We start from the raw sequence: 25541 nt of genomic DNA on the forward strand, positions 1-25541 counted from the left end.
TGAATGGTGGCGCGTTCTTCAACGCTGAGTTCGGAATAAGACATAGGGGCAGCACCGTACCGGAAAGGTCAGGTGTTGCACTCAGTTTTTGCCGCCGCCAGGATTAAAAGTACCTGACTGTTAAGGCTTAGTGCTGACTCTAGGTTTTAGATAGGGCCGGGCTCGCTCAATCGTTCTGTCGCAATCCTCGATGAGGTCCTTAACAGCTCTTTGCATAGCCTCTTCTGGATTGCATGGTTTTGTGAAGTATTTTGCTGACTCAGCTAAGAAAAACCTTTCCTTTTCAGTTAAGAATTTAGCTTTCAGGTTGATAAGTGCAGAACCTTTAAGGCTAGTGACCACTATCGAATTATCAGCATCATCGATATTTATCGCCAGTTCCCCGGCTTCAAACGCTTTCAACAAACTCTTGTAAAACATGACACTCTCCTTGGGAAAATTATGGGTGTCTAAAAGTTGTCAACTTGTGATTGGCGATGACGGGCTTTTTCATGGGTTATAATTAAGTTTAGGTTTTGATCAGTCATTAACAGGCCCTTTGACTGTAGATCAGCTTAGCATGGTCATTGACGGGGAGTCATTGATCCAGACTAAATCGGGCCTCTCCATCATTGTTCTGCCGCTTGCTTGTTCGGTTCAGGGTCTCCACCACACGAAATCGCTATTAGGCAGGTTAACAACAGAATAGGGCCTAGGGCGGGAAGGATGGTAACTAAACCCACCGCAGTCCTGATGGCGAATGGTTGAGTGGAGATGAAGTCCCGTGTCCATTCCCCGCACACTGACATCATCGCGTAATACGAGGGAATCACGCCCAGTAGAATTGAGCTTAATGTCAGCACTCCAAAGGGAATGCACCATAGGGAATGTTGTATACCCAGTTTCAATGCGATGCACAGCGACCAGGCCGCGACTAGGAAGGTTACCCATTGAATGTAGGCCGCGGGCATCAAGCTAGTGCCGCCGTCGGTGATGATCCCCGACACGTGCTGCCACATTTGGGCGCGCCATTGCTCGATAGCGGGCACTACAGCTATGAGCCCGGACAGCATAGCAATACATAGAACACAGACCCCTACGTTAAGGGTGCAGGACAAAACTGTATTTCTCACCAGGTTTTCTTGATTACTCATAATCATCCAATTTTGATTACATGCTCATGGTTCGCCCAGGACAGGCAGAGTTTTCCCAGAGTCAGTTGTTGTCAGCTTGTCCTGAAATCGGTTCATGGGTGGGTTCATCCGTAGTGCAAGAACATCCACACTCAGGACAGTCTGCGAAGAAACCAATGGCGGTCACCTCGGGTTTGAATCCGTTCCAGGGGCAACGCGAACATGCGAAGGTCCACCGCGCTGTTGTTTCGGCGTTTGTTGCATCCGAAATCGTGTCCATCACTACTCCTTGCACCGATCAGGGTGAGCGCCAGGCAGAGGGCTGAATGCTGGTTTGGTTTTCTGCTTTTCACGAATCCGCGCCATCACGTCTGGGCGGCTGATTCGATAAAGCTCAGCTTCGCCGCACTGATGCATTGCCAGCTCGTGGGAGTGACACAGTGCAGCCAGCGTCACCATAACGCCGCCGACCTCTTGCGACTGCTCGCCAACATCCCGTCCAAATACGTAGTCGACCAACTGGTGAGCCTCGTCTGAGGTCAAGGAGCATGCTTGAACCAACTCAAGGGCTTCTTCAAGAAACCGTTGGTTGCGCTCTTGTGTGTCTTGGGCGATCGCATCTCCAAAGCACTCGACCAGCCAGGGTGCCACGCGCGATTGGAATGAGGCTCTTTGCAGCGAGGGCCATACATAGACCGGCCCTTGTTCGTTAAGCCAACCTTGAACGTCACTACCGGACCACATTTTCCGAAGCATGGTCGGAAACGCCAACTGAGCCAGGCCCTCACCGCGGAAACGAGGCGACGGCTGACTGGTGTACAGGCATACCTCTGTTCCGGCGGGGAGGGCATCAAACTGCCGGGCAAACTCGGGGCTGAAGGTCACCATAGGTTCGTCAACTTCATTGCCTCGGTGCACAACAATCAGCTTCACCGATACCGGTTCATTCTGAAGGGCCTGAAGTTGAGCGAGTGCAGCATCACGTTCTGCCTCTGCTCGAGCGATAGTGTCGTTAAGGATGCCCCGGATCTGCTCGGAACCTGGGCGCTCAGCCTCGAGGGCCTCTTGGAAGTGATCAACCGTTTCTTGGAATAGGGTAGCTGCGCCCGGTCGGCGAACTTCGTGTTTGTGTAGCGCCTGGCGCACGCGATCTCGGTAGGACGGCGTCATGGACACACTGTAAATCCCTGCATCGTCGCGGGCCAGTGACTCCCGTAGTAAGGAAAGCAATTCATCGTTTGCTGCCTGCAGCTTTTCGCGGGCCTTACCGGTGTTGCGAACCATGTCGTTAAGTCGAGCCACCTGGCGCTGAAGGGATTCAGTGCGTGGATCCTGGGGCGACTCAGGTGCAGCATTGCATGCCGCCTCCCAGGCATCAGCCATTTCAACGTCATCAATGCAGCGCCGCTTGGAGTACCAGGCCTCTGCAAATGCCACTTCCATGTCAACGGTGAGCGGTAAAGGCACGGTGATCCAGCGTTGGATGTCAGTCATGATGCACCTCGTGAGTGTGGGTTGTAGGGGAGGCTAGGGCAGTCGGTTAGATGCCATTGATGTGTCTCTTGAACTCGATGCACCAAACCCAGGGGTTTGCCTCCCAGCTGCCGGGGCCGTGCTTCTCTTCCCACAGGTCGATGAAGGCTTCGCGGGCGGTCAGCCATGGTGTCATTAACCGTCGGGGGCCTTCACGGCCAACCCAGCACCCGCTGCCATCACGCGCCTGACGCACGCCCTCGCCGATGATCTCTTGATCACTGATGTCGTGTAGGCGTTGAATTTTGAGCCCGGTTATCTCGAGGGTCAGTCGGCTTGCTTTCCGCGGCATGCAACGACTGGAGCGCCACCTGAAAGGTACGTGCTCATCATGCTCTGGACTGTAGATGCCTCGGACTCCGTCCTTTTCATCTATCTCATAGCTGCGATCGTCATCCGCGCGATACCAAGTGGTGGTGAAAGGGTAATGGTTAGCGAAGTCCTGGCTCCAGGCTTCGCGCACCCAAAGCAGATCCCCAGCTTGGCCAAAGGGGCAGAGCTCATCAGCGTGGCTCGCAACCCATGCTGGGGATTGGTCGATCAGCCACTGTCGTGCAGCGCCTTTAACGATCAGTCTAGTGACGTTGCTGGCACCGTTCTGGAATGCACGAACCTTCTGGCCCGTAAATTCGATTGCGCGCTCTCGCCGCTTAGCCGGCGCTGCGTTCATTTGTAAGCCGCCGGCTGGACGGGGGCGTGTTTACGGCTCACTGCATTCCAATTCACGGGCAGAGCTTGTTCAGTGAACGCTTGGACAGATTTGTTGCAGCCCGGGCAGCGAACTGCGAATGCTGCCATATCGGCACCGCAACGTTCACGGCCTAGTGGTCCTGGGTGTCCACAGTTACAGGGGGAAAACTCACCGGGTGGTTGAGGGTGCTCATCGGTGGGACTCAACCGAGTGTTCTCGTACAAATGAATGGGGCGCATGGCATGTTCCAGAGCGAATTCGGGACGTTCATACTGCGGGGCATATTGGTGTGCCAGAAGCATCGACCCCAACTTGATGGTTAATAAACTAACGCGGGAACATCAGAGAACAGAGTCAAAACCGGTGTGCGGAATCCGATGCCTTGGCTTGATCACCACCAGCAACTGGTAACGGCGGAGCAATCTCAAGGAGCAGTGCAGCTGCCGCGGCGTTCAGCGTGCATAGCGTTGGGCATAGGCTAGAGCAGCTTTACGGGTGCCGTGGCCACCGTCGTTCCATACGTGGCCATCTACGAACTGAACGGTTACACGCCAGTCGCGCATACGAGTCCGCTTGCCAGTACGAAAATCCCGAGGGCAGGCATAAGCCTCGATTTTTTTCACTTCTTTCTCGTTGATGACCATCTGATGCCCCTTTCTGCTGTGGCGTCCATTATCGTGGTCAATAGGTGTGTCAGAAGCCCACGGGGCCCCGATCCAGCAGCGGATTGTCCAGCAGCGCGATTCTGTAAGCTGGGATATCCTTGAACCAATTCAAATCCCTCGTTTCTGAATCAGAGGTAACAGCAGTGGACGCAAAGAAGCTCAGCCAGATTGCAGATTTTGTTCGTGATGAGCGCCGTCTAGACGCGGCATTCGTCAATGTCCTGGAAGGCATTGAGAGTGGTGCCATCGCTGCTAGTGACTTGCCGATCTCGGCAGCGCCTGTGCAGCGAGTAACGTTCGGGCAGGGTGATGCTGAATATGCTGCCGGCATGGTAGAGAAGGTTTCAGGTGTGGCCCTGAATGATTCTCAGCGCACTGCTCTGTTGAGAGTTGTCCAGGACATGCCTTCAGGCGGCACCTTCTCTGCTCTAGTGGCTGAAGTGGCCAAAATTGGGTCCCTTTCTGCCCTCGCTGAGGGATTGAAAGAGGTTCTGACAGCTGGGATTTACGACAGCATCTTCACTCAAACAGCTAGCTAATCCCGAAACGTCAGCCCTTTGTCCCTTAAGGGGTCAGCCTGAAGGCGCTCCGATGCTCCCTGCGTATCCATGTCGGTTGAACAGATTTTCAGCCCCGCTTTATGGCTTCAGGCACGCCAGACTAGGCGGTATTGTGTTTTCTCTATCAGCGCCGTCCTCTTGGTGCTGAACCACAACTGACTGGAATCAACCGATGGCATGGATCACTGCAAAAGACCGACTTCCAGCACCAGGCACGACCGTCCTGTGCAAGCTTCGCCACTGGAATACCAAGGCAACCGTTGAAGAGAAGCTCACCAGGGTAGATGAGGGTGACTGCACCTGGCGTACCGCTGGCGATGGCTGCGAGATCAGTTACGACTGGGATGTGATCGAATGGGAGGAATAAGCGAAAAGCCTATCGAGTACGCCGTGATGTATCGTGAACACTTCACCATTAGGTGCTTCTGGCACGCGGCGCACTCAGTTTTACTGTCACCATCAAAATGGACATATGGGCGGGATGAGGTATGAGTTTGCCAGAGTGGGTCAAAGTGAAGTGCAGGGCGGTTATTCGCCAGCCAGTGAATTGTATGAGCGACAGGGTAGACAGCGTTCGTGCTGAGGCCTACAAGCACGGTTACCTTTGGGACCACCTTGCTCGGGAGTTCGTCTACGTCGGTGATACACCGCCTCAACCAACTCCATTGCCTGCCAGTAACTTCAATTTATAGGTAAAGAGTATGAAATCAGCACTGGAACTCTGCATTGACGCGAAAGCGGATCGCTTCCTTGTACAGGATGATGGCGTTGTGTTTTTGCAGACATATGGCGGAGCGACTGTTGAACTGGTTGGCACAGATGCAACACCTTACCTCAAGGTCGCTAAAAATATGCGTACTGGGGACCGCAAAAAGACGAATGAACTCGTTCCGATCAGTTTGCGTTCGGATTGGAAATTGAGCGTCCAACGGCAGGATGGGTACACAGTCTGGACTGTGTATAGCCAGATACTTCCGAGTATTTCTGCCGAATTCCTTGCCTCGATTGAGGCTCAAACCAACACGCCAGGCTAGCACTGAAAAGAATGCTCCACGAGCAGGGTGGTGGCACGTGTAAAGCGCAGTAAAATATTACCATCTCAACAAGGGCTGGATTGGGGAGTGGCCTGGAGTACCGATTGACCGGGATAGCCTGACCTTCATCGGGAAATCAAACGTCATGCCAGGCCGCTCCCCAATACAGCCCTAACTACAGGAATCGACCGATGGATAATTCGACCGCTGCCAAAAATGCACGCGCTTTTCCACCAGAGCTGGTTGCCAAACTTGGGCTCATTCCAGATTCTGTTATCGCGAAGCTGGCTGAGGCGCTCCCGCTGCATGGTCATAACTTCGCAATGCTTAAGCCTGCGGAACTGGAGGTGTTCGACTTCTTCCGCAAGCAAGGCCGCAAGTATGGTGTCGTCGCCTCAATCGTCAGCGATGCTGACCCTGTTGAGTTAGCTAAGGCCTCCTCGCAGAAGCAACAGGACGAAGTCATGCGCCGTACTAACAGTTCTGTTTCAATCGTCCTGAGCTAAAGAGTCAAGTCAAGATGAAGCCTGCCCAGCGTAGAGCAGCTAATGCAGCGTCCGCTAAGGTCACAAACGAGATCGCTCGTCTAGATCGGGCTCTCCAACGGTTCACGCTCGGCACTCTCCCTCATGGCAAGCTCAGTCGTGAGTTGGAGAGCCTACGCAAGCAGGGCATGTGAGCATTTACCCTTCGTCCACCTCTGGTTCGAAACTACGGTCGAATTCCTAGCTGAGTTTCTAACCATCTACCCCGACACAATTAGCGATAGCAATAGACTATTTGTGTGCCGCTCCCGGAATAATACCAATTTCCGCCACTGTAGCTGAGCGACTTGGCGTTACCGCTTCCATAGTTCAGAGTGCACATTTTCCATGCGCCCAGATTTGAACCGGTCACAGCGTACGGCCCTTCAAGACCTCCGTTACCAGCCCATTGTCCGTTCTGGCAAGATAGGGTCATACCGGTAGCATCCCTCGCCAGCGCGCCATTTTCGGGGCAAGGTGTCTTGGCTGTAACAATCTTTGTTAGAACTACAGAGTCATTGAATACTGCTTTTTTCATAAACTGAGACTCGCCTTCTGCGGTCAGCAGCCCATGTAACAGGGTCGCATCCTTTACCGAGAGATTTCCGCTGAAAACCCCCGATACAGCAGCTATCTCATTTACTTCAGAAATATCATTTCCGCCGAGAAGTAATTCGGTTCTCATACGGTTGAGTTCGGCGTTTCCAGTCGCAATCCTGGAAAGCTTGGAATCAAGGGCAGGCTCGGTGCCAGGGATGCCGATTGTAGTGCGAATGAGCGATTTTGACGTGTCGACCTCCTTTGTCGATGGCAAAAGATTGGCAACAACTCCTGACCAGTCCTTGATGATGGTTTGATCAATGCTGAATGTATATTGAGTGCAGGACGGCGTAACCAGAGAGTTAAATCTGTTTTTATCTGGTGCCCCAGTGAGAAATGGAGGTACTGTATTTTGAAGAACCAAAAATGCATCTGCGCAAGTCGCGTTTCCTGGCCATTTCCCTTCTCGAATTCTGTAAGTGCGGGCTGCATCGATCAGCGTTTGTGTCTCCTGAGCTGTGATGTTCGCACGTTTCTCATTCAGATCTTCGATCAAGTTAGGCGTGGTGTAGATAACAATAATTGCCATTATTGCTAGGCCAATTGACAGTTCAAGCATCGTGAAACCTGCTTGATTCTTAATTTGAGTCGATTCATGCCGGGAGATATGTTGCCTTGACTGTACCTCTGCATGGCCAGGGCCAAGGTCTAGCTTAGGTCGCATTAGAAAGATATCCAATTGATTGAACCGTGAAAATACTGGATCCAATTAATATGTCATCCCAAAAGACCTACGTTAATTTCTAACATTTTTTAACATATTAACTTTTCGCATGACGCCGCGCGCTTAAATTACCAACTGGTTATAATGTGGTGTTCTCAACGAACTTTAGGAAATGGCTTTCCAGGAATAGAATCCTCGGTTTCGGGCTGAACACGAACATACGCTTGCCGTTTAAGGCTTGATACTCAGCATCATCTACGGAGTTGGCTACCTCTACCCTGAGTGTGACCGGATTGATTGTTATCAGGTGCGCATCGAACAGGCGGTGTAGATCTACCCGCAACAGCAGCCCGTTTCTTACATCATCCGTTTGATCTCCGCGATAGGGAATGATGTGGGCAGCTTCCAGCAGGGTATCCACTCTGCAGCCAGAGATGCAGCACTCCCCTCCGTACCTGGCAAACATGGTCCCCCGAAAATTGGCTTGCCCTGGGCGAATAACTGAAACCTGCGTGCGCACTGTTCGCCGGTCGACCTTGAGCATGGCCAGCTCGACTGATGGCGACGGCGCAGATGCTTCGCTTTCGCTTGGAAGCGAATCCCCAAGCTCCTGTATCAGTTCGTGATCCATCATCAATCGATAGCTGGACTTCTCCAGCTGAGCCGAGTTGAGCGATCGGAGGATGGCCAGTGTTTCTGCAGCAGCCTCAAGTGACGCGAAGCTATCCGGCCTGTTTGCCCAAGCGGACTTAAGCTGCTCCGTGCTGAGGTCTCGAATGTCGCCCAGGCTGAGCAGTGGTACTTCCACAGCCTCTGGCAGGGTATCGATCACCGGGCCCTGCACGTGTGCCGCTTCCAGATCGACCAACACTTTCTGAATTGTCGCTTCTGCCTCGGCGATCGGGGTGAAGATGGCCAATACGTCTGGGTGGTAAAGGTAGGTGGTTGCGCCGGCATAAAACTCATCGTCCCCGATCAACACCCTGTAGAGGGCAAACATCTCGGCCGCAGCTTCTTGTGAGCCACAAGAGTGGGCACGGCTCTCCCAGGCCTGCACGACGTCATCACCCGTAAAGTCGGCTATGTCTTCAACGTCCAGGGCGTACAGGTGCGTAGGAAGCGTTGATAAATCCTCCTCGATGACGGTGTCGGGCCGGGAAGTGATGAGGCTGGAGAAGTTGATTGTCGAGGTGAGGGTTTGAGCGTCGTGGTGAAACGCACGCGAGCCCAGTACGCCCCCGTCGAACCACTGAGCGTATTCTGAGTGGTCTGCTGTACTGGTGCTTTCATCCAGATAGAGAACGTAAGCCACTTTGAATTGAAGCCATGCCTCGTAACCAGCGTATTGGGCGCGGCTCAACCGTCCCGTTGGTTTCTTTGGCTTGGCTTTGGAAGTCGGGGTGGTTTTGCGCCCCCGGGCCAGCGTGGTCATGGGTGATCCGTCACTCGTTAGATGCGCGCTACAAGTGCTGTAGGGCAGATGGCCACGAGTATCGGTGATAACCCTGGGATTGGATAGCCGGCGACAGAGCCCCGGCCATACCAGCCCGGGGTGCATATCAAGTGAGGAAGTGGCTTAGAACGATTGACCGGCAAATGATCCCAGGCGGATCTCGTAGGAGTCCGGTCCATAGTGCTCATCCATCAACGCTTTCAATTGAATAACGTTGTCGTCTTCAATGAAGCGCTGGTACTCCTTCTTGAGCGCTTCGAAATCCCCGTTGCGGACTTTGAAGTCTGCCCAGCGGTCCCCGGCAGGCAGATTACCTGTGCCTGTCATCTCCTGCCCGAACCACCCGCTGGCACAACCGTATGCATAACGACTCGTATTTTCATCTTCCGCTTGAAAGAAGCGTCCAGCCAACGTCTCATCAATTGGTTCGACCAGGTCGTAAAGGCTGGAAGTTTGCTTGCCCTCAACCGTTTGTGGCTCTACGCAGAAGTAGAAGCCGAACGTTACAGAAATTTCCCCAGCCAAGATGCCCCCTCATAATTCAGAATTGGGTGCCACTGCATCCAGTTGATCCAGCGGCACCGGAGATAGCCAGCATGACGCCGGCGCGACGAATGCCCAGTTTAAGCCGCCGCGCTCCGTTGCGCGGATTTCTTGAGCTCGGTGAAGTAGTGGTCAACCACGATTTTCTCGCCGCCAGTAGAGTCTTGCAGCCACATAGCCACTGGCTGGCCATTGGTGGCGGTGTAGCCTTCCCGGACCTGCTCCTCGTCCAGGTCGTCACGGTGATGGCTGATGAATGCCACTTCCGCCGGTCGCTCGGCATAGATGCCGTGCAGTGCGCCACCAGTGACATCTGCCACAAGGCGGACTGGGGCAGTTGCTGCCTCAACCAAGGATTCGAATGCTTCCAGCACCTGACGCACGCTCGCCTCACAGGTCCCGACGTTGAGTTGAATGGCTTCGTCCGGGGTATCAGACAGGAAGCCCACCACGCGCCATACGACACCGGCGTAATGACCAGTTGATAGCATGTGCTCAAGATCGTTGGGGTCGCTGGCCAGCGCGTACAGGGGGCTGTCCAGGGTATCCAGCACGATACTGATGGTCTCGTTAAGTTCGCAGTGAATGAGCGCCAGGCGGGCGGCGTCTTCATCAGTCAGCCTGGTCGCATTGGCAACCAGGGCAAGGATCTCTTCGCGCTGGCGGGCGTCCAAGGGCATGTAGTGCTCGCCGCTGTCGTAGATAACGTGCAGGCAACGCTCCATGGCGAACTTCGTGAATCGCAGACCCGCTGCGGGAATAGTTCGTGGGGTGTTCATCTAGTGGCCCTCTTGTGAGCTCGGTTATGAGTTCTCATCGTGAGGGCAACTATCATGTGCCAGAAGCACGTACACCGCGAGGAGGTGCCGGCAGTCAGCTACTGCTAACCTTGCCCAAGGTGAGGACCACGTTCTGCAGTGCACGGTCGAATGCTTCATCAGCAGCGTCTTCGAGAAGGCTGATGTTTTCAGTGCGATTGAAAGCTACCGGTGCGCCCCCGCTCGCCGAGTAGCGCCAGCGCAGATCATCGCCGTAGACGACTTGCGTGACGGAAGGGTGAATGCTTGCGACGTGGGCCAGGGCCTGTTCGACCAATCCCAAGGTGCGGAATGGATGGTCATCGCCGATGTGCTGCCCAGCACTCGCTGCTACGAACAAGGGGTTCTGCTGCTCAAACCAGTGCCAGACATCGGCGACGTCGTCTCCCTTGTCGAAGTGCAGAAAGGAATTGTCCAGTTCAGCACCATCATCAGTCAGGCATACGGCGCTGAGCACATTCCACAAGGTGCAGAGTTCAGCCAGCGTTCGGAAACCGTTGGTGGCTTTAGTGGCAATTGGGAAAGGGGAAGGGCGGTAGCTGATGTTACCTTGCATGATGACCTCGATGGTGTCCGCTGGATGATGGACACATTGTGAGGTCGCTCTGAGTGTGCCAGAACCTACGGCACACTCTGTATTTCCAGCGCTCCCTAAGACCAATCCGGATGGTCGGGATCGATCAGAGCACGTCCCGGCACAATCATTTCTTTTCCGGTGTCGATGCGGGCAACAACCCAGTTGCCACGTCCGCCGTAGTCAGTGGGTGATTTGGTGCGGACAAGGTTGCCGCTCTTAGTGAACCGATACGTTGTTTCGGGTTGAATTTGCATTGGGTTCTCCTCAGTACGCGTTAAGTGGATTCTAGCCCGGTACCGCGCTCGACATCTCGGAATTCGACGATAACAATAGTTGCCGAATACCGGCGCTGGTGGGCCAGCGGTCAGAGTTTCAACTTGGGGCGGTGGAGCGCTCTGCTGCCTTGGCGAAGAAGGCCTGCATCTCCTCTGTTGCATTGTCGCGGTGATGCCAGATCGCCGCAGTCTTGCCGGCATTGTCCTTGAACCACTGTGCCTGTTCGCTGACACTTCCATTGCTTTCATCCTCGTGGTCGAAGCACACAACGATGGCCTCGACAGGTTGTTGGCTATGTATGCCCACCAAGCCGCCATCGGAGAGTTCCACTACCACACGAGTTGGGGAGGGTGCAGGTGCTGGCGAAAGAAGCGACTGGAAAGCGCCCAGGGCTGCCCGCACGCCTGCTTCGTCATTACCGCTGTTCAGCTGCAAGGCATCGCCAGGACGGTTGGAGAGGTAGCCCACAACGCGCCACACGACGCCTCCATACGAACCTTCTGAGAAGATGTGCGAGTAATCGTCGGATTCTGCATTGGCAGCCCGCTGGTAGAGCTCCCATCGATGGTGTCCATAGCCGCGTAGGAAGCGCCACCAATTTCAATGGTGATGAGATTCAAACGCTGGTGGTCTCCGATGCTCAACGATCCATCCAGGGCAATCGGCGCTAGAATGTCTTCACACTGCCGAGGGTCAATCGGCAGGCAATGTTCGCCGTCCTCAGTCACGATACGAATGCAGCGCTCGATGTCGAACTTGACGAAGCGCAGGCCTGCGGCCGAAGTCAGGGTGGATTTCATTGGTTGTACTCATGAGTCATTGGACTAGATGATCACATGCTGATGCCATTTTCGTTGTGGCAGAACCTCAGGCTTTCACCGCAAATGAACTAAATTGTTGGGCTCGGATTTATCCTTGCAGTTATTGGATTGCCTGGGTCAAAAACGCCGTGCTACAAGGCTGTTCGATTCAGAAGGTAGATTTGAGTGAGCAATCTTTTAGAAAGTAGATCCATGTACGAAATCGGGCTTGATGGTTCACCAGAAGGCTCGGCTTCAAACACCAGGCGCGGGAATCGTAGTGGCCGTATAGCTCCGACCAATGCTGAGGTCTTCGACTTTGAATCATGTGAGATTGTGAGTGAAACCGCTTTGCGTCATGCCTTGATGACGCGCAGTTCAGTAGCTTTGGATTACATCGCAGATGTGGTGCCGGATCTAGCAACCCATGCGGAGGTCTGCTCCCACGTCATCAACACGTTACCCCGCGCTCCAGATGCGATCACCTTTCTTACTGAAATCAAGCGCCGCTGCCTGATAAAAAATGTCTATACCCATTCGATATTCATGCAGGCCGCTTTTCTGCATGGGTCTGTAAGGGTCAGAGTCAAAGACTCGACGGAGAAAGGGGCCAAACAAGCAGCTCATATTGCATTTGTGAAGCAGCTTTGCGAGAGAGTGTTGGCCGGTGATGAGTTTCAAACGCCCGGGAAAAGTCCCGTCCAGCATCCAATTGAACAGTCGTGCCCAACGGCATTTATCTAATCTTCATCTGAGTATTCGCAAGCTTGAGTTCCCCCGAACATCCCTGAGTCTGGGGTGGGCCTGAATAAACTCGCCCGTCTCTACCAATCCCTCAGCTTAGGGCGAATTCCTCACTGAGGATTTAAAGGCGAGTCCAAGTGCAGGTCACAAAAAGCCCGGACAGTGCCGGGCTCACTCATTTGAAGCAACGCTTGCAGCGCTTTGACGTTTTTACCAACTCAGGATCCCGATCTATCCCTGGAACAGCTACGCTGCCGCACTTTGAGCTGTAAATATGCGATTCCTGTCCCGTCCCGCCTGAAAGCACCTCGTGGAAGAAACGGTGAATCAGATAGCTATTGCCGGATGAAGCCATGGCCACGGTGTATTCGCGTTGCTGTGTCGTAATCATAAACTCACTCAGGGTCTGTGATGAGCATCCGGCCTGGCACCGCTGGCGCGGTTTGAATTTCGGCCAGACCTTTGGCAGTTCTGAATCCGATCTCGGTCACTGAGACCGGGTATTTAATTCCGCCATCCGGATTCAACACCACGAGGCCAAACTTGCGGAGCTCGCTGAGCGTTGCTTGATCCAGGTCGGACGCGCCGTTGATCAGGTCTTGCAGTTTCTCGCTCGCTACCGCACCCAGTTCAACCGCCCACTCACGGCCGTCGCGGCTGTAGTGGAAAGCGAATGACTCGGGCCTGGCTTCGATTGCGAGGAGCTTCAAACCTGGGCGTTCAGTGGTTGCGGGATTGTTCACGAATACACTCCGAAGTTTATGCGCGGTGGCCATGATCGGCATTGTAACTGGCCACCGCACGATCGACCTGAATTCAGCCTGCCAGGAAACTCAATTGCTCCATGGGTGCTTGCTGCGGGGTAGGCTTTGCCGCGGGCTTGGCGTCGATGACCCAAGTCGTGTTTGCGGCAGGGAACTGGGTGAGGGAGTAGATCTCGTCCTGACCTTGCGGCATAGCGAAGTGGATTTCTTTACCAACAGAGCTGTGTTCAACCTTCGCCAACAAGCGCTCAATGGTCCGCTGCTTGTAGTCTTCGACCTTCACGGTCGTGTCGACGATAACCCTTACGCCGGTGGCAGGCATCGGCTCTGCGTTTTCCACCGAGGCTCGGAGTGCCTGAATGCGTTTGCGGTAGCTGCCTGGCTCCTTAACCTCTGCTTCCCAAAGCGAGGCTACGAACTGGGCAACGATGCTGTATGCCCAGCCCTCACAGCGCCACTGTCCGTCACTGCCCATCATCAGGACGTTGTCATTGTCCCGGACCTGCATGCAGCGCGGCGATGTAACGTCGTATGCCTTGGCCTTCTGAGGCTTGTAGCCCAGGCTTTCGTCACGCGGGTTGCTCAGTGGGATGTTGTAGCTCTGAATAACCCGGTGTGCGCCTAGAGTCATGCCGTCATACAAGGTGCCCAAGAGGTTGCTGTCCGCGTACAGGGAAAGCTCTACGGATTCGCCGGCCTCAAGCGCCGCGACCTGTGTCCCATAGCCCTGTGCTTGCATCGCGGGCTTGGAGTCGTTGAACGCGCTCATGGTCAGCGGAGAATTCCACTCTTTTCCAGCTTTAAGGATGATGTCCAGGTTGGCCATCGCGACAGGGTTGGCCATCTCTGCTAGCCAGCCCGCGATATAGCTCTCAGGCGTGATTGTCCGTCCGCCAGCACCTACCAGCGATTGGCCTTCGCAGGCCGAGGCAGAACGAAAGATCGCGCGAATCATCTGCGATGACGATCCAATTGCCCGGGCGCTCCAGCGAGGGGTGTGGGGGTAGCAGTTCGATTCGTAGGTTTGCTCAAACATGACATAGCAAGGCTGGCCGTCTTGACCGCGGAATGCGCCAATCAGTTTGCCGGTGGTAACGGTTGAACTCATGTTTGATACTCCTGAATGTGTTTAGAACCTGTGTTTCGATAGGGTCAGTATCAGGGTGCTTTGCGTGTGCCAGAACCGCCCAAGCAGCGACGTTCGGGTTCAACAGCACTACTTGGAACCTGCTCTGAGGAGTCGAATGCACCTGCTCGTGCCGGACAACAAAAAGCCCGGCATATGCCGGGCCTTGTGAAGGACTCTGTGTGTTAAAGCCCCATGAGTCGGAGGCGAAAGTCTCCCCACACTGTCCATCGAGTAAGGAACGAAGCGATCGCACCTAGTGCAACGATGATAAGTGCGCTGATCACAAAGTTAGTAGAAATGCCCTGAGGCGGGGTGGGGAGCTGGGGATTCGATCCCTGAATGCACAAGACGTAGCCCAGCCCATAAACGACTACCAGCGCGGCACAAAAGGCTCGATCTGCTGCTTTGCGGTAGTACAGCTCATAAACAAGCCCGCCCGAGCATTGGAAAACCCATACGAGCAGGGTCATCCCCAGGAGATATTGACCAATTGTTTCTGGCAGGACATGCACGAGAGTAACCATGCCTCCGATCAAATACATGTTAAAGCCAGTGAAGGCTGCCACGATGAGCTGGCGTCGTGGAGGAGGCTTCGGGGTACCAAGCGTAGGTGAATATTCAGTCATGTCTCTTCCAGATATTGCCCAGGACAAGCTATCAATTTACCTCAGAACAACGGGTCCTCATTGAAAACCCCCTTGCGGGTTTTTATGGGTATATGCCTTATGGCATGACAACGTCTGTGCTTGGGTACGCCGCTTCCGGTGCCACACTCAATTCAACTGGCACACTGACCCAGTCCCCGAACTTTGTGACAACGACGGCACGGCAAAGCGCTACGAGTTCATTGCGCGCAGGCTCAGTGGTGTATTGTTCGCCGCCGCTGTAGTAGATGTTTGCAATCCAGCGCTCGGAGTTCTCAGTGCCTTCGGCCCCGTAGTGAGCCTCTGGATTGAGCGCCACCTGGTATTCGCGCAGCAACGGGCCGGCATGAGCCCAGTCTGCGCTCGGCTTGAACAGGCTCAAGCCCCGCGAGGTAACGCGATAGGCTCGTGTGAGGTTCTGGTATTGGGGGCACTCTATCTGAACCTTGATCCCGGCCGCTTGACCAACCGCCCAGTCCAGGGCTGGACCGTCCAGTTCCTCAAGATAGATTCGTACGAAACCCGAAAGTGCTTGGGACTGGTCGGGCAGGATGGGAGCGTGGGCGGTCATTTCGGTGTCCTCGGCTGGAATCAATACCTCTATGCTGCCTTGATTGGCGGTGTGCCAGAAGCCGAAACATCGCCGACATTTCCATCGTTCCAGGTTTAGGGTTCGCCCGGTTAGTTGGGGTCGACGACTTTCTTGGCTTGTTCCAGCAGCTCACGCACGCGCTGAATTTCTTTGGCGCTATGCGGCGTGCCGCCCGCGTTCAAGTCGAGGTATTGCGTTAGCAGTTGCTCGCGGCTGGTGAAGTCATAGACAGCGACCTTCACGTAGAACTTCCGTGCGCTGTACGCCGTGCCCATCAACTCCTTAGCAGTGAACCCGAATGGCTTCACGTTGCCTTTGACGAACTCGGTGATTGCAGTAAAGCGTTGCAGTCCGTCAACGCATTGCAGTCCAGGCGGGAGATCGGTATCTGCTTTGGCGATTTCGTTCCAGCTAGCGCTATTGAACTGGATCAGCAAACCGCTGACAGGTACAACGCCGCGCAGACAGTTTTCGATGTAGTGGGCTTGCTGATCGTGTGTCCAAACATGCCCGCGCTGGAAGTCCGGGATCATCTCCAATCCACCATAATCTTCACCGAGACCACTCAATGCGCGCTCCAAGCCATCCCAGCGGTAGTCCGCTGACCAGCGTGCGGTGCGCAGTGGATTGATGAGTTTATTCAGTTGCTGCTCGAATTCGCTGATCTGACGTGCCATTGCTGTAATCCGTATTCAGGGACAACCAGTGTCCGTACTTTTGTGGGGCCAGTATGTCGGTGGTAGCCAGGCTTACACCATCTCAACCTGTACGCGGAAGGTCCGGTCTTTGTCATGCAGATCCAGTCGGGATTTGATCACGCCAGATTCCAGGCTGGTCTTGTGCGCAAACGCGGTTGTCGCATCGAAGAAGTAGGCTTCTTCTACCTCAAGAAGCTCCCGCCCATCGAATGACGTCTGCACCACGCAGAAGACGAATTGACTATCGATCGGGGCGTCCGGGTAGAACTTGAAGAGATCGATGCTCGAGCTGTGCGCCTTGCCGTCTTTGCAGACAGTGAATTCGATCTGCTCTTTCGTAAAGCGGGCGTCTTGGTGGTAGCCGGTTACAGACACAAGGTAGGGCTGGTCGTTCATGTATCCCATAAACAAAGTCTGGCCAACGGATGGGCGATAGTCCGGGATGTGGGCGCTCATGGATATTTCCTTTCTGAAGGGTCGCATTTGATTGGCCTCATATTCGTAGAGGATTCGGTGTGCCAGAAGCCCCCATCTCGTTGAAAATGACGGATTGGCATGGCCCGAATCCCAGCTATGAGCTATGAGCTATGAGCTATGAGCTATGAGCTGAGAACTGGGTATTCGGTTTCGCAAATTGGGTCTGACGAACTGAATCGCTAGCCACCGGTGTTAGGCCGCAAGCCCCAGGTCTTCACACTCCTCACGCCATCCCGCCCAGAGATCTGCTTCAATCGACGCATAGGTGTCGTGAATGTCCTGGCAGTACGCGCGGTGGGCTTCCTCCTCCAACATTTCCTGGTTGCACTCGTAGGCATCAATGCATTCCTCTGCCGTGTCGACCGGCGACTCTCCATGTGACCATTGGTGCATCACTGTGCGGTAATGCCCTTGGCGAATGTGTGCAACCGTACCGACACGAGCGTCCATGAGTTGAGCGATAGCCATATCGACCGCAGCAAGCCAGCTTGTGTAAGAGAAGTGTTCATGTGGCTCAGGTTGCAACCAACTGGCTGAGAGCCTGCCAATCGATCCGCTCTTAACGTTGGTTTCATGCAGTTCTGTATAGAGCTCGTGAGCAAGGCTGTATTGGTCTGCCAGCTCAGGGATGTCTTGAAGCAAGACTGGCACGCAGGGGCCATAGTGGCGGTAGGTCAGAACATCATTCGACGCAAGATCGTGCACCGCGTTGTAGGCAACCTCCAAGGCGGCTTCGGTTTGAGCCTCGCACCCTTCGATGCCAGCAAAAGCAGCGACATTGATCCAGAGCAAGCGGGCGGCGAGGGCTTCTTGAAATGCTGGGTTCATGGTTGAGGCTCCGAGTCTGTTTGGACAGTGGAACCATCATCAGGGCGTACTAAGTGTGCCAGAACCTCCCAAGGGGAAAATAAGGCTGCCGCCCCAACGTTTGGAATGCACGCCTAATCGAACCTCCAATACCTCAGGTGGGGTACCAATGCGGTCGTTATCCAGCCCAGGGAATGGTGTGCTGGGGTCGCTTGATCCTTGGTCGATCTGTATCGTCATCGCCCATTGACACTGATTCGCCGGAGCAAGTACCAATGCACGAGTACATAGACGCTTTCAAGGTAGCCATGGTGCGGACCGATGCGATTGCAGGTGGATTGTCGAACTACCCGCTGAGGATCACTCCAGGGTTGAAGATCGACATACCTCAGATTGTTGATGCGATCGCTCGTGACTTCTCGGAGTTTCTCCCGCATACCGACGTGCTGCCAGGGAAATGCTTCAGAGTCGCCCGTGAGCTGTCATACATCCTGCTTGAGTTGGGTGTCCGGCATACCGTCACTGTTGGAGACATCGAGCTGGTTGATGGCCTCTATGTGGGCCTTGACCTAGAGCAGCTGCAGCGCGACGTCGCCGGGGGCTATGGGTTGGACTTTCAGGATGGGCGTCCTGTAGGCCGGCCGATAAATGCTCATGCCTGGATCACCTTGGAAAATGGGTGTGTCATTGACACCACTATCCTTCCTTCTCAGCATCGCAAAAGCCAAAACCCATCTGAGCTTCTGAGTTTTGCTGAGTCGGTCTATTTTTCCGGCAAGCAGCACACTCCAGTAGTCCGGCACATGCCGATGATGACCGGGCTTGTGTATCACCAGTTGGTGCTGATAGGGGAGGGTGACGGTGACGCACAGAACTACTGCCAGTGGTCAGAGGATTACGCGAGGTTGATGGGGAGGCTGGACTTGGTCAGGTTGGTGCCGGCACTCAGACCTAACTGATTTCAAAGAACTCAACCCGGGTCTCATTGGCACCGGGTTGGAATTTGATGAGATGGCTCAATTGATAGGCGTAGAAGGCAGCATAGGTGCTTCAAAAAACGGGTGAAGCTCCGTAAAACCCGCATCTCGATAACACTGCCACCAAGCATCTACCTGGTCCTTCACACTCTCGGTCAGCTCCTTGATTCCATTGCGCAGATCTATCGCTAAGAACGCGCATGCCTTGTAAGCGTCTACGGCCTCAAGGTCATCGCGGGAGACTACTGCGCAGGCAGTCAGATGACGTGAACGTACATAGTGAAAAGCACCGGCAGGTATGTCGCCGGCCATGTACTCACTGTGCGCAGCGGCTAGGTTCGCATCGAGGACCGGCATAACACCGATCAAGTTGCTTTTGAGAGATTGAATACTCATGGTCTGACCAGGGTTCATGATTTGAATCCTTGAGACCCAGGCGAGCCCGGGCGTGAGGGTGGGGTGATCAGGCTCAGGCGGCTTGCGGCGGAAGGTCGCTACGTTTGTTTGCGATCCCGATGTTGGATTTGAAGTAATCCATGCACGCTTCAAAGCCTTGCGAGATAAGCGATGCGTAGGCTGCACGGTGATCACCATTGAGGATGTAGAACCCATCCATTTGATCACGCACTAGCGCAGTGGTGTCGCAGCCATAGATCCACATGTCGTGGTCGTTGAAGCTGACGTAGAACCCTTTACCGTTGATGGTCGAGTTGTACTGCACGACAGGCACCGCCAGTCCCGAAGCGAGTGTGATGGTGTGGGCGGTAGCCATATTGAATTCCTTGCATGAGATGAATTTGATATGGCCATCTTGTTGCCACTTACCCTGTGCCAGAACCCTCTTTACGAAAAAAGAGCCGCATGGGCCCCTTTTTTGTTGGACGGCAACTAACTCCGTTGGCCAGCCCGATCATCTGCGCCTCGTGACCAACCGCGGGCGTACAATCGGTCTTCCCAGGTCGAATCCGGATTGGGGAAGGCTGGCCCCGGGTCTCCCTTCTGGCCTGCTTCACGTCCACGCTGATACGGCGTCTTCTCGTCCGCGGGGCCCAAAAGCGCTGCTAACTTACTCATAATTCCTACCTTGAATAGCCGGGGCCGGCCAGTACAGCCAGTTGGTTGGGATTCAGAGTGGGGATTTCAGCTGCTCAACCCGAGCCTTTTGTTCCAGGTCCATGCACTGGCGGACCTGCTTGGCCGTCGCCTTGCCCTGAGCCCACCAGTTTCGCAGTGATTTCATTGTTCTTTCTTCAGCCTTGCTCATGATCTCTCCACACTCTTGGAAGTTAATGAGGGCAATATTGAGGCGTTCGCAAGCGTGCCAGAAGCATGCTTATGGAGGATCCACGAACCCGGCCGGGGGTATTGTGAATTGCAGGCACAAAAAAAGCCGCCCGTCAGGGCAGCTCTTTGGAAATCAATGATGCTTGTCAGCCAGCGAGGCGGCCAACGGGCTCGAAATCACGGCCTTTGGACATTGCTACGTCCAGAAAACGGCTGGCTTTCACGGAACGATTAGCAAGGACCGCACGAGCTTCTGCTTGGAAGCGTGCTGCCATCATTGGTTTCGGTTCGTGCTTTGGCTTCTGCATAGACACCTCTCGGGTATCGGGATTTAGGTGGATAGTATTACTGCTCAATAGAGATGACAAGCCGGTCCGTCGGATCGAAGGCGAACCCCAGGCTCTCATAGACCGGGATAGCACCTGCTGCAGGCTCCTGGACCTCGATCTCCGTACAACCGATCATAAGGGCGTAGTTCTCGATTGCGGTCAGCGCCAGCGCAGCCACGGCACCTCGTAGGGGGTGCGACTTGTCTGGCTTGCCCTCGAGAATCACGATCTTGATGCAGATCTTGCTCTTTCTAGGTGTGGCGTAGCAGAGCCCACAGAGCTCCTGACCAAACCATAGCGAAAGATCGAAGCCGCGCGTGTCGTCCTGCTTCCAATGATGCACATCGTACCAAGGATAGAGGGTAGCCTCATCACCCCAAAGATCCGAGGCTTCGATCTCCACTGGCGTGATGCTATCGAAGCGGATTTGAGTAGTGTCTATTCCCCGGGCCTTAAGGTTCTCGTTTGAGTGCGCCAGCGCCTGGGCTGCCTTGCGTGCTTCAGACCTCAGGATCTGGTAGCGGTATTCGTTGCCACGATTCTTGGACATTGGTAACCAGCAGCGGGATTCGGATCGTGGCTAGGATAACGGCTTTTCTATACTTTCACAGGGGTTGCGCGACGTGCCTGACTGGGGATGTGGCGGGAACGGACATTTCCTGCTGCTGGATGTCCGTTTTCCTTCCTAAGTCCGCCCCCAGCTATTCAGCCGCTCACATAGGAATTGAATCGGAGTTAGCCGGCGACTCTGACTTAAGAATGGTCGGTGCAATCGCAACGTAAGTGGTGGTCTTCTTGCTGGCGGACATCTTCAAGATCCCGGGCAACTTCATGCATGAACTCTTCGAGCTCGATTTCACCCAGCCCACCGATATGGCGCTTGTAAGACTCATGGATCTTTTCAGCTGCAACAGCTGGCAGGTCCTGGTTTCTCCATGAATGGAAAAAGTCCTCATCAAAGGAATACGTAGCAACCGCGGCTTCGGCACAGGTCATTTGCATCAGATCGGCAATCGCGCGAGTAACTGCGGCCATCCATTGGGAATAGGGAAGGTCCAGCGGTTTGACTGGTGGTAGCCAGTGCGACTGCATCACCTCGATAGATCCGTCGTGATAGTTCTTGTAGTAGAGCTCTGAATACATCTCGTACGCGAGATTGTAATGGTCCTCCAGCAAGGGAACATCCTGCAGCAGGAGAGGGGCAACAGGGCCGTAGTGGCGGTGGGAAAGCACGTCGTTCGAAGCGAGCTCATCTACTGCGTTGCAAGCGGCCTGGTACGCGGTATCGACCTGAGGTTCCGATGCTCCAATGGCTTCGAGAACGAGGTAGTCCGTCCACAGGAAGCGGGCGGCGAGGGCTTCACGGAATGCTGCGTTCATAATTTGTCTCCAGAGACTTGAGTTGTTCAATGGAGCAATCATGGGTGGCCTTTGCGTGTGCCAGAAGCAGGCACCACTTCTGGATCGCTAGGGAATCTACAAGGCTGCGCTCTTCGAAACCGCAGATGGGGTGTCGTTTGCTATGTGGTGGCGCAGGCCAATCAACCCCAATGCTGGGACCCATATGCCTACGAAGTCGGAAAGCAGCTGTGCCCACTGGATGTATCCCCGAGGAGGACCTTCATAAACATATTCGTGAGGCTGGATCCCCACCTCCCATGTGAGTGACCAAATCCACATCATTCCTGCACTCATGAGCGCCGCTTGCGTCGGCCGGGTAAGTGAAGGCCAGTCCCTCACATACTGCCGCAACATGACTGAGCCTATGAGGTAGAAAGGGATGACGATGGTGCAGATGAACTTTCGCAAGCCATGCTCCATCTGGAAAGGCATCCAAGTGGGCCATGACAGGAACAGAGGAAATCCACACAGGCCCGCCAATGCGACCATAAGGTTGGCGCGACGGCCTCGTTGCGTGGAAAACGACCGGATCAAAGCCCACCCTACCAGGGTGCAGCCTGCGAACCCCACGCAGTGTGCAAGCTCCCTCGGACCAAAGCCCCAGGCGGGGTTTGAACCGACGAAATACATCGTTGCGAAGGGGCGGGTGACTGCAATATCAAAGCCGAGGGCAATCAGAATCACGCCGAAACATCCCACAGCCAATATCTTTCCTGAATTCATTTGCTCGAATAGCCCTTGTGCTGTGCACGTCCGAGGATCTTGCCTGAGCGGGGGTATTAAATTCCTGACTAAGGATTCTGACTCTCTTGAATTCGCTCAATGATTACCTGGTGGCGGGAGAAGTTTCGGATCATGTAGTTGACCGTCAGCAGAGTTGCCGTGTACCCAAGACTAACGCCGATCGTGCCTGCAATAAGCAAGGGCCAGTCGTAGGGGGCTTGAGAAAAGAGTGTCAGCGCGGCGAGCAAGCTACCCAGCGTTAAGCTGGCCCCTAGATGTACCGCATTTCGCGGGCGGCTTACCCAAGGCCACTTTATCCGCAGCATAATCAGAGCGAAAACTGTGAGGAAGTAGAGCAGGATTAGGGGTGTCAACCGGTGTGCCTCAAGAAAGCTCTGACTCACACTCCAAACTAGCAGTAACGCCATCACCCCAATAGGCACCAGGTGATATTTGGCTCCTTTGGTGTCCCAGAGAGATGTGAGTATCGAGGATACTGTGGCCACGATCCCAGCCATGCTGAGCGCGACTAACAGCATCTGAGCGCCCCCTGTAAACCCGCCAGTCTGGAAGGCAATGCCACCCACTGCGGTGAGCCCCCCACCGATGAGTGCGATGGATCGAGTAATCACCCGATTCAGACGCTGTGGGTCTCTGAGGGTTGTGCATGACTGCCGCGCCCGTTTTATTGTGGGACTGGACGTCCGATCAACATAGTCGATGGAGAAATTGGTTTCCGAATCTGTGTGCCGAGCCGCTTCAATAATGCTCTTGATCCCGTTTTGGCCTGCGTCCAGGCACGGCTGCGCAACTTGGGCACCTGCACCGATCGCAGTCGGGTGGGCAGTGACGTCGCTGATGTCGACGGGTTTTCCGGGAAACACCTTGAGGCGCCAGCAGTGACTTTCAGTCAGGATTAGAAACGATGCGTCCTGATTATGGATTCCAAGAATCGCCGTTGCGTGGGCCGCGAGATCGGCCTCCAGCGGAGTTGAAGGCCTAGTGATACCAGCAGGCAGGTTCCGGTCAAGCAGGTAGTCAACAATCAGGTTGCTTACTAGAACGTTTCCGGATGCGCCCACGGCGACGATAGGCGAGTGCTCAAACGTGAGGGGTTTAACTGGGACCCAAAGCTTGGATTTCAGTGACCAATCCCGTTGGGCGATGAAGCCGGTCTGCACCATCGCTGCGCTGTCACTCACCAGAGTGTCGGCGCTGAGGGTTTTCAGATCCCATGTGATCGTTGTCAAAAAGCACCTGCGATGAAGTTGATGGGAGGGTTGACACCGTCACAGAGGTGCCAGGTAGGGGCTGCTGCGGCTGGCCTGTTATTCAGCCGGGAAATATTCCAGAGTTTCTGTATCAAAGCGAGTGTTGATAGCGTTCATTACCGCCTCTTCAAAGCTTTGGCCCTTCGCTTCGCACCAGCCGAAGCCTTCCACGTGCCAAACGGCACGGTGTTGTTTGTAGGTGTGGCGGTTGAAGTCGATTTGAACGGAAGCGAATCGACTGCGCTCATGCAGCCACTCCCAGCATTTTTGCATATTGTTGGCCATGATCTGTCCAGTCCGCGGCTGCTATGCGATGACCAATCATCATGATGGCCACCTGTGTGTGGGTTATTCGATGGACAAGAGCCACTCACTGACAACTGACCTAACGTCAGCACCGTGGCCCAGCAGGGCTGCTGCTAGGCTCCCTGAATCGATGGCATCAATACGGCCAAACCAAGCCGTGCCATCCCAGTCCTCACCTTCATCTGTGCTCTGGAGGGCGATCTCGGTTGCGGCCTGGTCGGCGAGGGTGAGGATGCGTGCATAGCCGACACACACCAGCGATTCGTCAGTGCGCTCCTCGTTCGCTTCAACGTAGCGAATGAGGGCATGATTCAAAACTGCGACGTCTTCGAGATCTTTGGTGCGGTCATTGGTGGAAATCATGTTCAAGCCTTTACGTTTTGGCGAGGGTTGGTTACCTCTTGATAAAGCAAATATTGAGGGTGATCGGCGCGTGCCAGAAGCGGCTACCAAATAAAATCGGGGCCCGTCGTGAGGGTGTAGAACTAAGCGGATGAGGGGGGGGACGCTGAAATGACAAAGCCCCGACTGACAGGGCTTTGAGTTAAGGGAGCGCAGCGGCTGGTTACTGCGGCGCCGTATCCCGAAGTTGTGTGGTGCGGAACATAGTTGCAGATGCGAGGTGTGCCCAGTCACGAGGTGTGACCTCGAGGCAGTCGCTTTCAAACAGCTGGTTGATGGTGTCGATTAGTGCGGAAAGAGCCTCCTCTGTTGGTGCGCTCTCTACGGCCTCAAGGGCCTCATCGAAGTCACAAAATGTCAGGGTGGCCATTCCTTTTCCTTGTAGGCTGTTTGACTGGTTTCTTTTTGGTTCACACCCGCCGAATGATGTCGTTTATGCATTCGACATTCGAATAGAGGCGCCCGCTGCGATGCCAGCTTTCAGCGATCGCCGCACTATCCTCACCATAGAAGCCGTTGCAGTCGAAGCTGTGGCGCTGGGTTGCACGAACTACCGTGACGCGTTCGCCGCCCCGAGTGATGTACGCACCTGGTTCGGTGATGACTGCCGGAAGGGTTACGAGGGGCCAAAGGTAGACGGACATTGCGAGCACTCCATAGCTGATGTGCCTATTTTGCAGGCGACTGATGTGTGCCAGAAGCTAACAATTACGATAGTTTCCATTCCCGCTGTGAGGGTGCGGCGATTTACGCCCGGTCCATTATCTTGGATCTGTCCAGGTGAGATGAGCCCACCCACCAACCGAACAGTCCGCTTTGGAGCACCTGCTTGTGGTTCGCCCCCATATTCAGCTCTCGAACAGTAATGTTAGAGATCACAGGCATTAATCATGTCCTGAACCATAGCTAGAACGAGGCTGCAGATGTATGGGGTTTTGTACCTTTCTACTTTGTTAATCCAAAACATAAGTGCAGCAAGGCCTGCAGGGCCAATGTCAATGCCCTCGCCGAGAGAGAAAAAGCCTGAGGTAAGTCGTGGGACATCTGAATCGCCCCTAGTTTCGTAGACACCTCCAAGCCTTAAAATGAGGCCCATTAGGAGGTGCCATGAGCAACCAGCGATATCCCGAAGAATTCAAAATC

General features: G+C 54.5%; 36 protein-coding genes. 6 read left to right on the top strand and 30 right to left on the bottom strand.

Features of this window, described 5'->3' with window-relative positions:
- Positions 1-120: 120 nt before the first annotated feature.
- The 4 genes from ACZRN6_RS34880 to ACZRN6_RS34895 all read right to left on the bottom strand — a co-directional run bounded on the left by ACZRN6_RS34880 (position 121) and on the right by ACZRN6_RS34895 (position 3980).
- Positions 121-420 (bottom strand): hypothetical protein, encoded by a 300-nt coding sequence (locus ACZRN6_RS34880; protein WP_284184453.1) that lies wholly within the window; start codon positions 418-420, stop codon positions 121-123.
- Positions 421-1394: 974 nt separating this feature from the next.
- Positions 1395-2606 (bottom strand): hypothetical protein, encoded by a 1212-nt coding sequence (locus tag ACZRN6_RS34885; RefSeq protein ID WP_284184452.1) that lies wholly within the window; start codon positions 2604-2606, stop codon positions 1395-1397.
- A 46-nt stretch (positions 2607-2652) separates the two neighbouring features.
- Positions 2653-3315 (bottom strand): hypothetical protein, encoded by a 663-nt coding sequence (locus ACZRN6_RS34890; RefSeq protein WP_169904046.1) that lies wholly within the window; start codon positions 3313-3315, stop codon positions 2653-2655.
- A gap of 473 nt (positions 3316-3788) precedes the next feature.
- Positions 3789-3980: a hypothetical protein gene (locus ACZRN6_RS34895; RefSeq protein ID WP_194941107.1), complete on the bottom strand. Its 192-nt coding sequence runs from the start codon at positions 3978-3980 to the stop codon at positions 3789-3791.
- Between the two features lie 119 nt (positions 3981-4099).
- Between ACZRN6_RS34895 and ACZRN6_RS34900 the strand changes: the two genes are divergently transcribed.
- The 4 genes from ACZRN6_RS34900 to ACZRN6_RS34915 all read left to right on the top strand — a co-directional run bounded on the left by ACZRN6_RS34900 (position 4100) and on the right by ACZRN6_RS34915 (position 6101).
- The gene (locus ACZRN6_RS34900; protein ID WP_194941108.1) at positions 4100-4540 is read left to right on the top strand and encodes a hypothetical protein; all 441 of its coding nucleotides are present in this window, start codon (positions 4100-4102) and stop codon (positions 4538-4540) included.
- Positions 4541-4733: 193 nt separating this feature from the next.
- Positions 4734-4928 (top strand): hypothetical protein, encoded by a 195-nt coding sequence (locus tag ACZRN6_RS34905; RefSeq protein ID WP_116827127.1) that lies wholly within the window; start codon positions 4734-4736, stop codon positions 4926-4928.
- A gap of 334 nt (positions 4929-5262) precedes the next feature.
- Positions 5263-5595: a hypothetical protein gene (locus tag ACZRN6_RS34910; protein ID WP_169904043.1), complete on the top strand. Its 333-nt coding sequence runs from the start codon at positions 5263-5265 to the stop codon at positions 5593-5595.
- A 191-nt stretch (positions 5596-5786) separates the two neighbouring features.
- On the top strand, positions 5787-6101 hold the full coding sequence (locus ACZRN6_RS34915) for a hypothetical protein (RefSeq protein WP_169904042.1): 315 nt from the start codon (positions 5787-5789) through the stop codon (positions 6099-6101).
- A gap of 253 nt (positions 6102-6354) precedes the next feature.
- Here ACZRN6_RS34915 and ACZRN6_RS34920 read toward each other — a convergent pair whose 3' ends face one another.
- The 8 genes from ACZRN6_RS34920 to ACZRN6_RS34955 all read right to left on the bottom strand — a co-directional run bounded on the left by ACZRN6_RS34920 (position 6355) and on the right by ACZRN6_RS34955 (position 11850).
- Positions 6355-7383, bottom strand: coding sequence for a prepilin-type N-terminal cleavage/methylation domain-containing protein (locus ACZRN6_RS34920; protein ID WP_262378143.1), 1029 nt, complete (start codon positions 7381-7383; stop codon positions 6355-6357).
- A 139-nt stretch (positions 7384-7522) separates the two neighbouring features.
- On the bottom strand, positions 7523-8815 hold the full coding sequence (locus ACZRN6_RS34925; RefSeq protein WP_169904040.1) for an HNH endonuclease: 1293 nt from the start codon (positions 8813-8815) through the stop codon (positions 7523-7525).
- A 144-nt stretch (positions 8816-8959) separates the two neighbouring features.
- A complete protein-coding gene (locus ACZRN6_RS34930) occupies positions 8960-9361 on the bottom strand; it encodes a hypothetical protein (protein WP_169904039.1) in 402 nt (133 codons plus the stop codon).
- A 98-nt stretch (positions 9362-9459) separates the two neighbouring features.
- Entirely contained in the window at positions 9460-10158 is a 699-nt protein-coding gene (locus ACZRN6_RS34935) for a hypothetical protein (protein WP_169904038.1), read from the bottom strand.
- Between the two features lie 94 nt (positions 10159-10252).
- On the bottom strand, positions 10253-10753 hold the full coding sequence (locus tag ACZRN6_RS34940; protein WP_169904037.1) for a hypothetical protein: 501 nt from the start codon (positions 10751-10753) through the stop codon (positions 10253-10255).
- Between the two features lie 95 nt (positions 10754-10848).
- Positions 10849-11028, bottom strand: a complete 180-nt coding sequence (locus ACZRN6_RS34945) for a hypothetical protein (RefSeq protein ID WP_116827117.1) — start codon at positions 11026-11028, stop codon at positions 10849-10851.
- Positions 11029-11146: 118 nt separating this feature from the next.
- A complete protein-coding gene (locus ACZRN6_RS34950) occupies positions 11147-11485 on the bottom strand; it encodes a hypothetical protein (RefSeq protein ID WP_284184450.1) in 339 nt (112 codons plus the stop codon).
- Entirely contained in the window at positions 11476-11850 is a 375-nt protein-coding gene (locus ACZRN6_RS34955) for a hypothetical protein (protein ID WP_284184449.1), read from the bottom strand. Before ACZRN6_RS34955 ends, ACZRN6_RS34950 begins: the two co-directional genes overlap by 10 nt.
- Before the next feature lie 186 nt (positions 11851-12036).
- On the opposite strand from ACZRN6_RS34955, the gene ACZRN6_RS34960 reads away from it, so the two are divergent.
- Positions 12037-12594 carry a hypothetical protein gene (locus ACZRN6_RS34960; RefSeq protein ID WP_169904035.1) on the top strand — a complete coding sequence of 186 codons (558 nt, stop codon included), beginning with the start codon at positions 12037-12039 and terminating at the stop codon, positions 12592-12594.
- Between the two features lie 395 nt (positions 12595-12989).
- Here ACZRN6_RS34960 and ACZRN6_RS34965 read toward each other — a convergent pair whose 3' ends face one another.
- From ACZRN6_RS34965 to ACZRN6_RS34995, 7 genes are all read right to left on the bottom strand, one after another.
- Entirely contained in the window at positions 12990-13337 is a 348-nt protein-coding gene (locus ACZRN6_RS34965; protein WP_169904034.1) for a hypothetical protein, read from the bottom strand.
- 73 nt (positions 13338-13410) lie between these two features.
- Positions 13411-14466 carry a hypothetical protein gene (locus ACZRN6_RS34970; protein WP_181082270.1) on the bottom strand — a complete coding sequence of 352 codons (1056 nt, stop codon included), beginning with the start codon at positions 14464-14466 and terminating at the stop codon, positions 13411-13413.
- Between the two features lie 203 nt (positions 14467-14669).
- Positions 14670-15113 carry a hypothetical protein gene (locus ACZRN6_RS34975; RefSeq protein ID WP_181082269.1) on the bottom strand — a complete coding sequence of 148 codons (444 nt, stop codon included), beginning with the start codon at positions 15111-15113 and terminating at the stop codon, positions 14670-14672.
- A gap of 97 nt (positions 15114-15210) precedes the next feature.
- Positions 15211-15702 carry a phage protein NinX family protein gene (locus ACZRN6_RS34980; protein ID WP_464009897.1) on the bottom strand — a complete coding sequence of 164 codons (492 nt, stop codon included), beginning with the start codon at positions 15700-15702 and terminating at the stop codon, positions 15211-15213.
- 110 nt (positions 15703-15812) lie between these two features.
- Positions 15813-16400 (bottom strand): DUF262 domain-containing protein, encoded by a 588-nt coding sequence (locus ACZRN6_RS34985; RefSeq protein ID WP_169904029.1) that lies wholly within the window; start codon positions 16398-16400, stop codon positions 15813-15815.
- Positions 16401-16472: 72 nt separating this feature from the next.
- Positions 16473-16877 (bottom strand): hypothetical protein, encoded by a 405-nt coding sequence (locus ACZRN6_RS34990; RefSeq protein ID WP_169904028.1) that lies wholly within the window; start codon positions 16875-16877, stop codon positions 16473-16475.
- A 213-nt stretch (positions 16878-17090) separates the two neighbouring features.
- Positions 17091-17726 (bottom strand): hypothetical protein, encoded by a 636-nt coding sequence (locus tag ACZRN6_RS34995; RefSeq protein WP_181082268.1) that lies wholly within the window; start codon positions 17724-17726, stop codon positions 17091-17093.
- Between the two features lie 254 nt (positions 17727-17980).
- Between ACZRN6_RS34995 and ACZRN6_RS35000 the strand changes: the two genes are divergently transcribed.
- Positions 17981-18664, top strand: a complete 684-nt coding sequence (locus ACZRN6_RS35000) for a hypothetical protein (protein ID WP_169904026.1) — start codon at positions 17981-17983, stop codon at positions 18662-18664.
- Positions 18665-18721: 57 nt separating this feature from the next.
- Here the strand turns inward: ACZRN6_RS35000 and ACZRN6_RS35005 are convergent, their stop codons facing one another.
- The 11 genes from ACZRN6_RS35005 to ACZRN6_RS35055 all read right to left on the bottom strand — a co-directional run bounded on the left by ACZRN6_RS35005 (position 18722) and on the right by ACZRN6_RS35055 (position 25042).
- Positions 18722-19096: a hypothetical protein gene (locus tag ACZRN6_RS35005; protein ID WP_169904025.1), complete on the bottom strand. Its 375-nt coding sequence runs from the start codon at positions 19094-19096 to the stop codon at positions 18722-18724.
- Positions 19097-19151: 55 nt separating this feature from the next.
- Positions 19152-19454, bottom strand: coding sequence for a hypothetical protein (locus ACZRN6_RS35010; protein WP_169904024.1), 303 nt, complete (start codon positions 19452-19454; stop codon positions 19152-19154).
- Between the two features lie 354 nt (positions 19455-19808).
- Positions 19809-19946 (bottom strand): hypothetical protein, encoded by a 138-nt coding sequence (locus tag ACZRN6_RS35015; protein ID WP_169904023.1) that lies wholly within the window; start codon positions 19944-19946, stop codon positions 19809-19811.
- 365 nt (positions 19947-20311) lie between these two features.
- Positions 20312-20845, bottom strand: coding sequence for an N-acetyltransferase (locus ACZRN6_RS35020; RefSeq protein ID WP_011923042.1), 534 nt, complete (start codon positions 20843-20845; stop codon positions 20312-20314).
- 203 nt (positions 20846-21048) lie between these two features.
- A complete protein-coding gene (locus ACZRN6_RS35025) occupies positions 21049-21675 on the bottom strand; it encodes a hypothetical protein (protein ID WP_078466075.1) in 627 nt (208 codons plus the stop codon).
- A gap of 96 nt (positions 21676-21771) precedes the next feature.
- On the bottom strand, positions 21772-22419 hold the full coding sequence (locus tag ACZRN6_RS35030; protein WP_153045991.1) for a hypothetical protein: 648 nt from the start codon (positions 22417-22419) through the stop codon (positions 21772-21774).
- A gap of 68 nt (positions 22420-22487) precedes the next feature.
- Complete coding sequence (locus ACZRN6_RS35035) at positions 22488-23669, bottom strand: hypothetical protein (protein ID WP_181087046.1); 1182 nt, start codon at positions 23667-23669, stop codon at positions 22488-22490.
- Positions 23670-23747: 78 nt separating this feature from the next.
- Complete coding sequence (locus tag ACZRN6_RS35040; RefSeq protein WP_181087047.1) at positions 23748-23975, bottom strand: hypothetical protein; 228 nt, start codon at positions 23973-23975, stop codon at positions 23748-23750.
- Positions 23976-24038: 63 nt separating this feature from the next.
- Positions 24039-24359, bottom strand: a complete 321-nt coding sequence (locus ACZRN6_RS35045; protein ID WP_069553529.1) for a hypothetical protein — start codon at positions 24357-24359, stop codon at positions 24039-24041.
- A gap of 202 nt (positions 24360-24561) precedes the next feature.
- Positions 24562-24768, bottom strand: a complete 207-nt coding sequence (locus ACZRN6_RS35050) for a hypothetical protein (protein WP_078466079.1) — start codon at positions 24766-24768, stop codon at positions 24562-24564.
- Between the two features lie 40 nt (positions 24769-24808).
- Positions 24809-25042: a hypothetical protein gene (locus ACZRN6_RS35055; RefSeq protein ID WP_181087048.1), complete on the bottom strand. Its 234-nt coding sequence runs from the start codon at positions 25040-25042 to the stop codon at positions 24809-24811.
- Positions 25043-25541: the final 499 nt, after the last annotated feature.

The sequence above is a fragment of the Pseudomonas sp. A125 genome, from assembly GCF_055409485.1.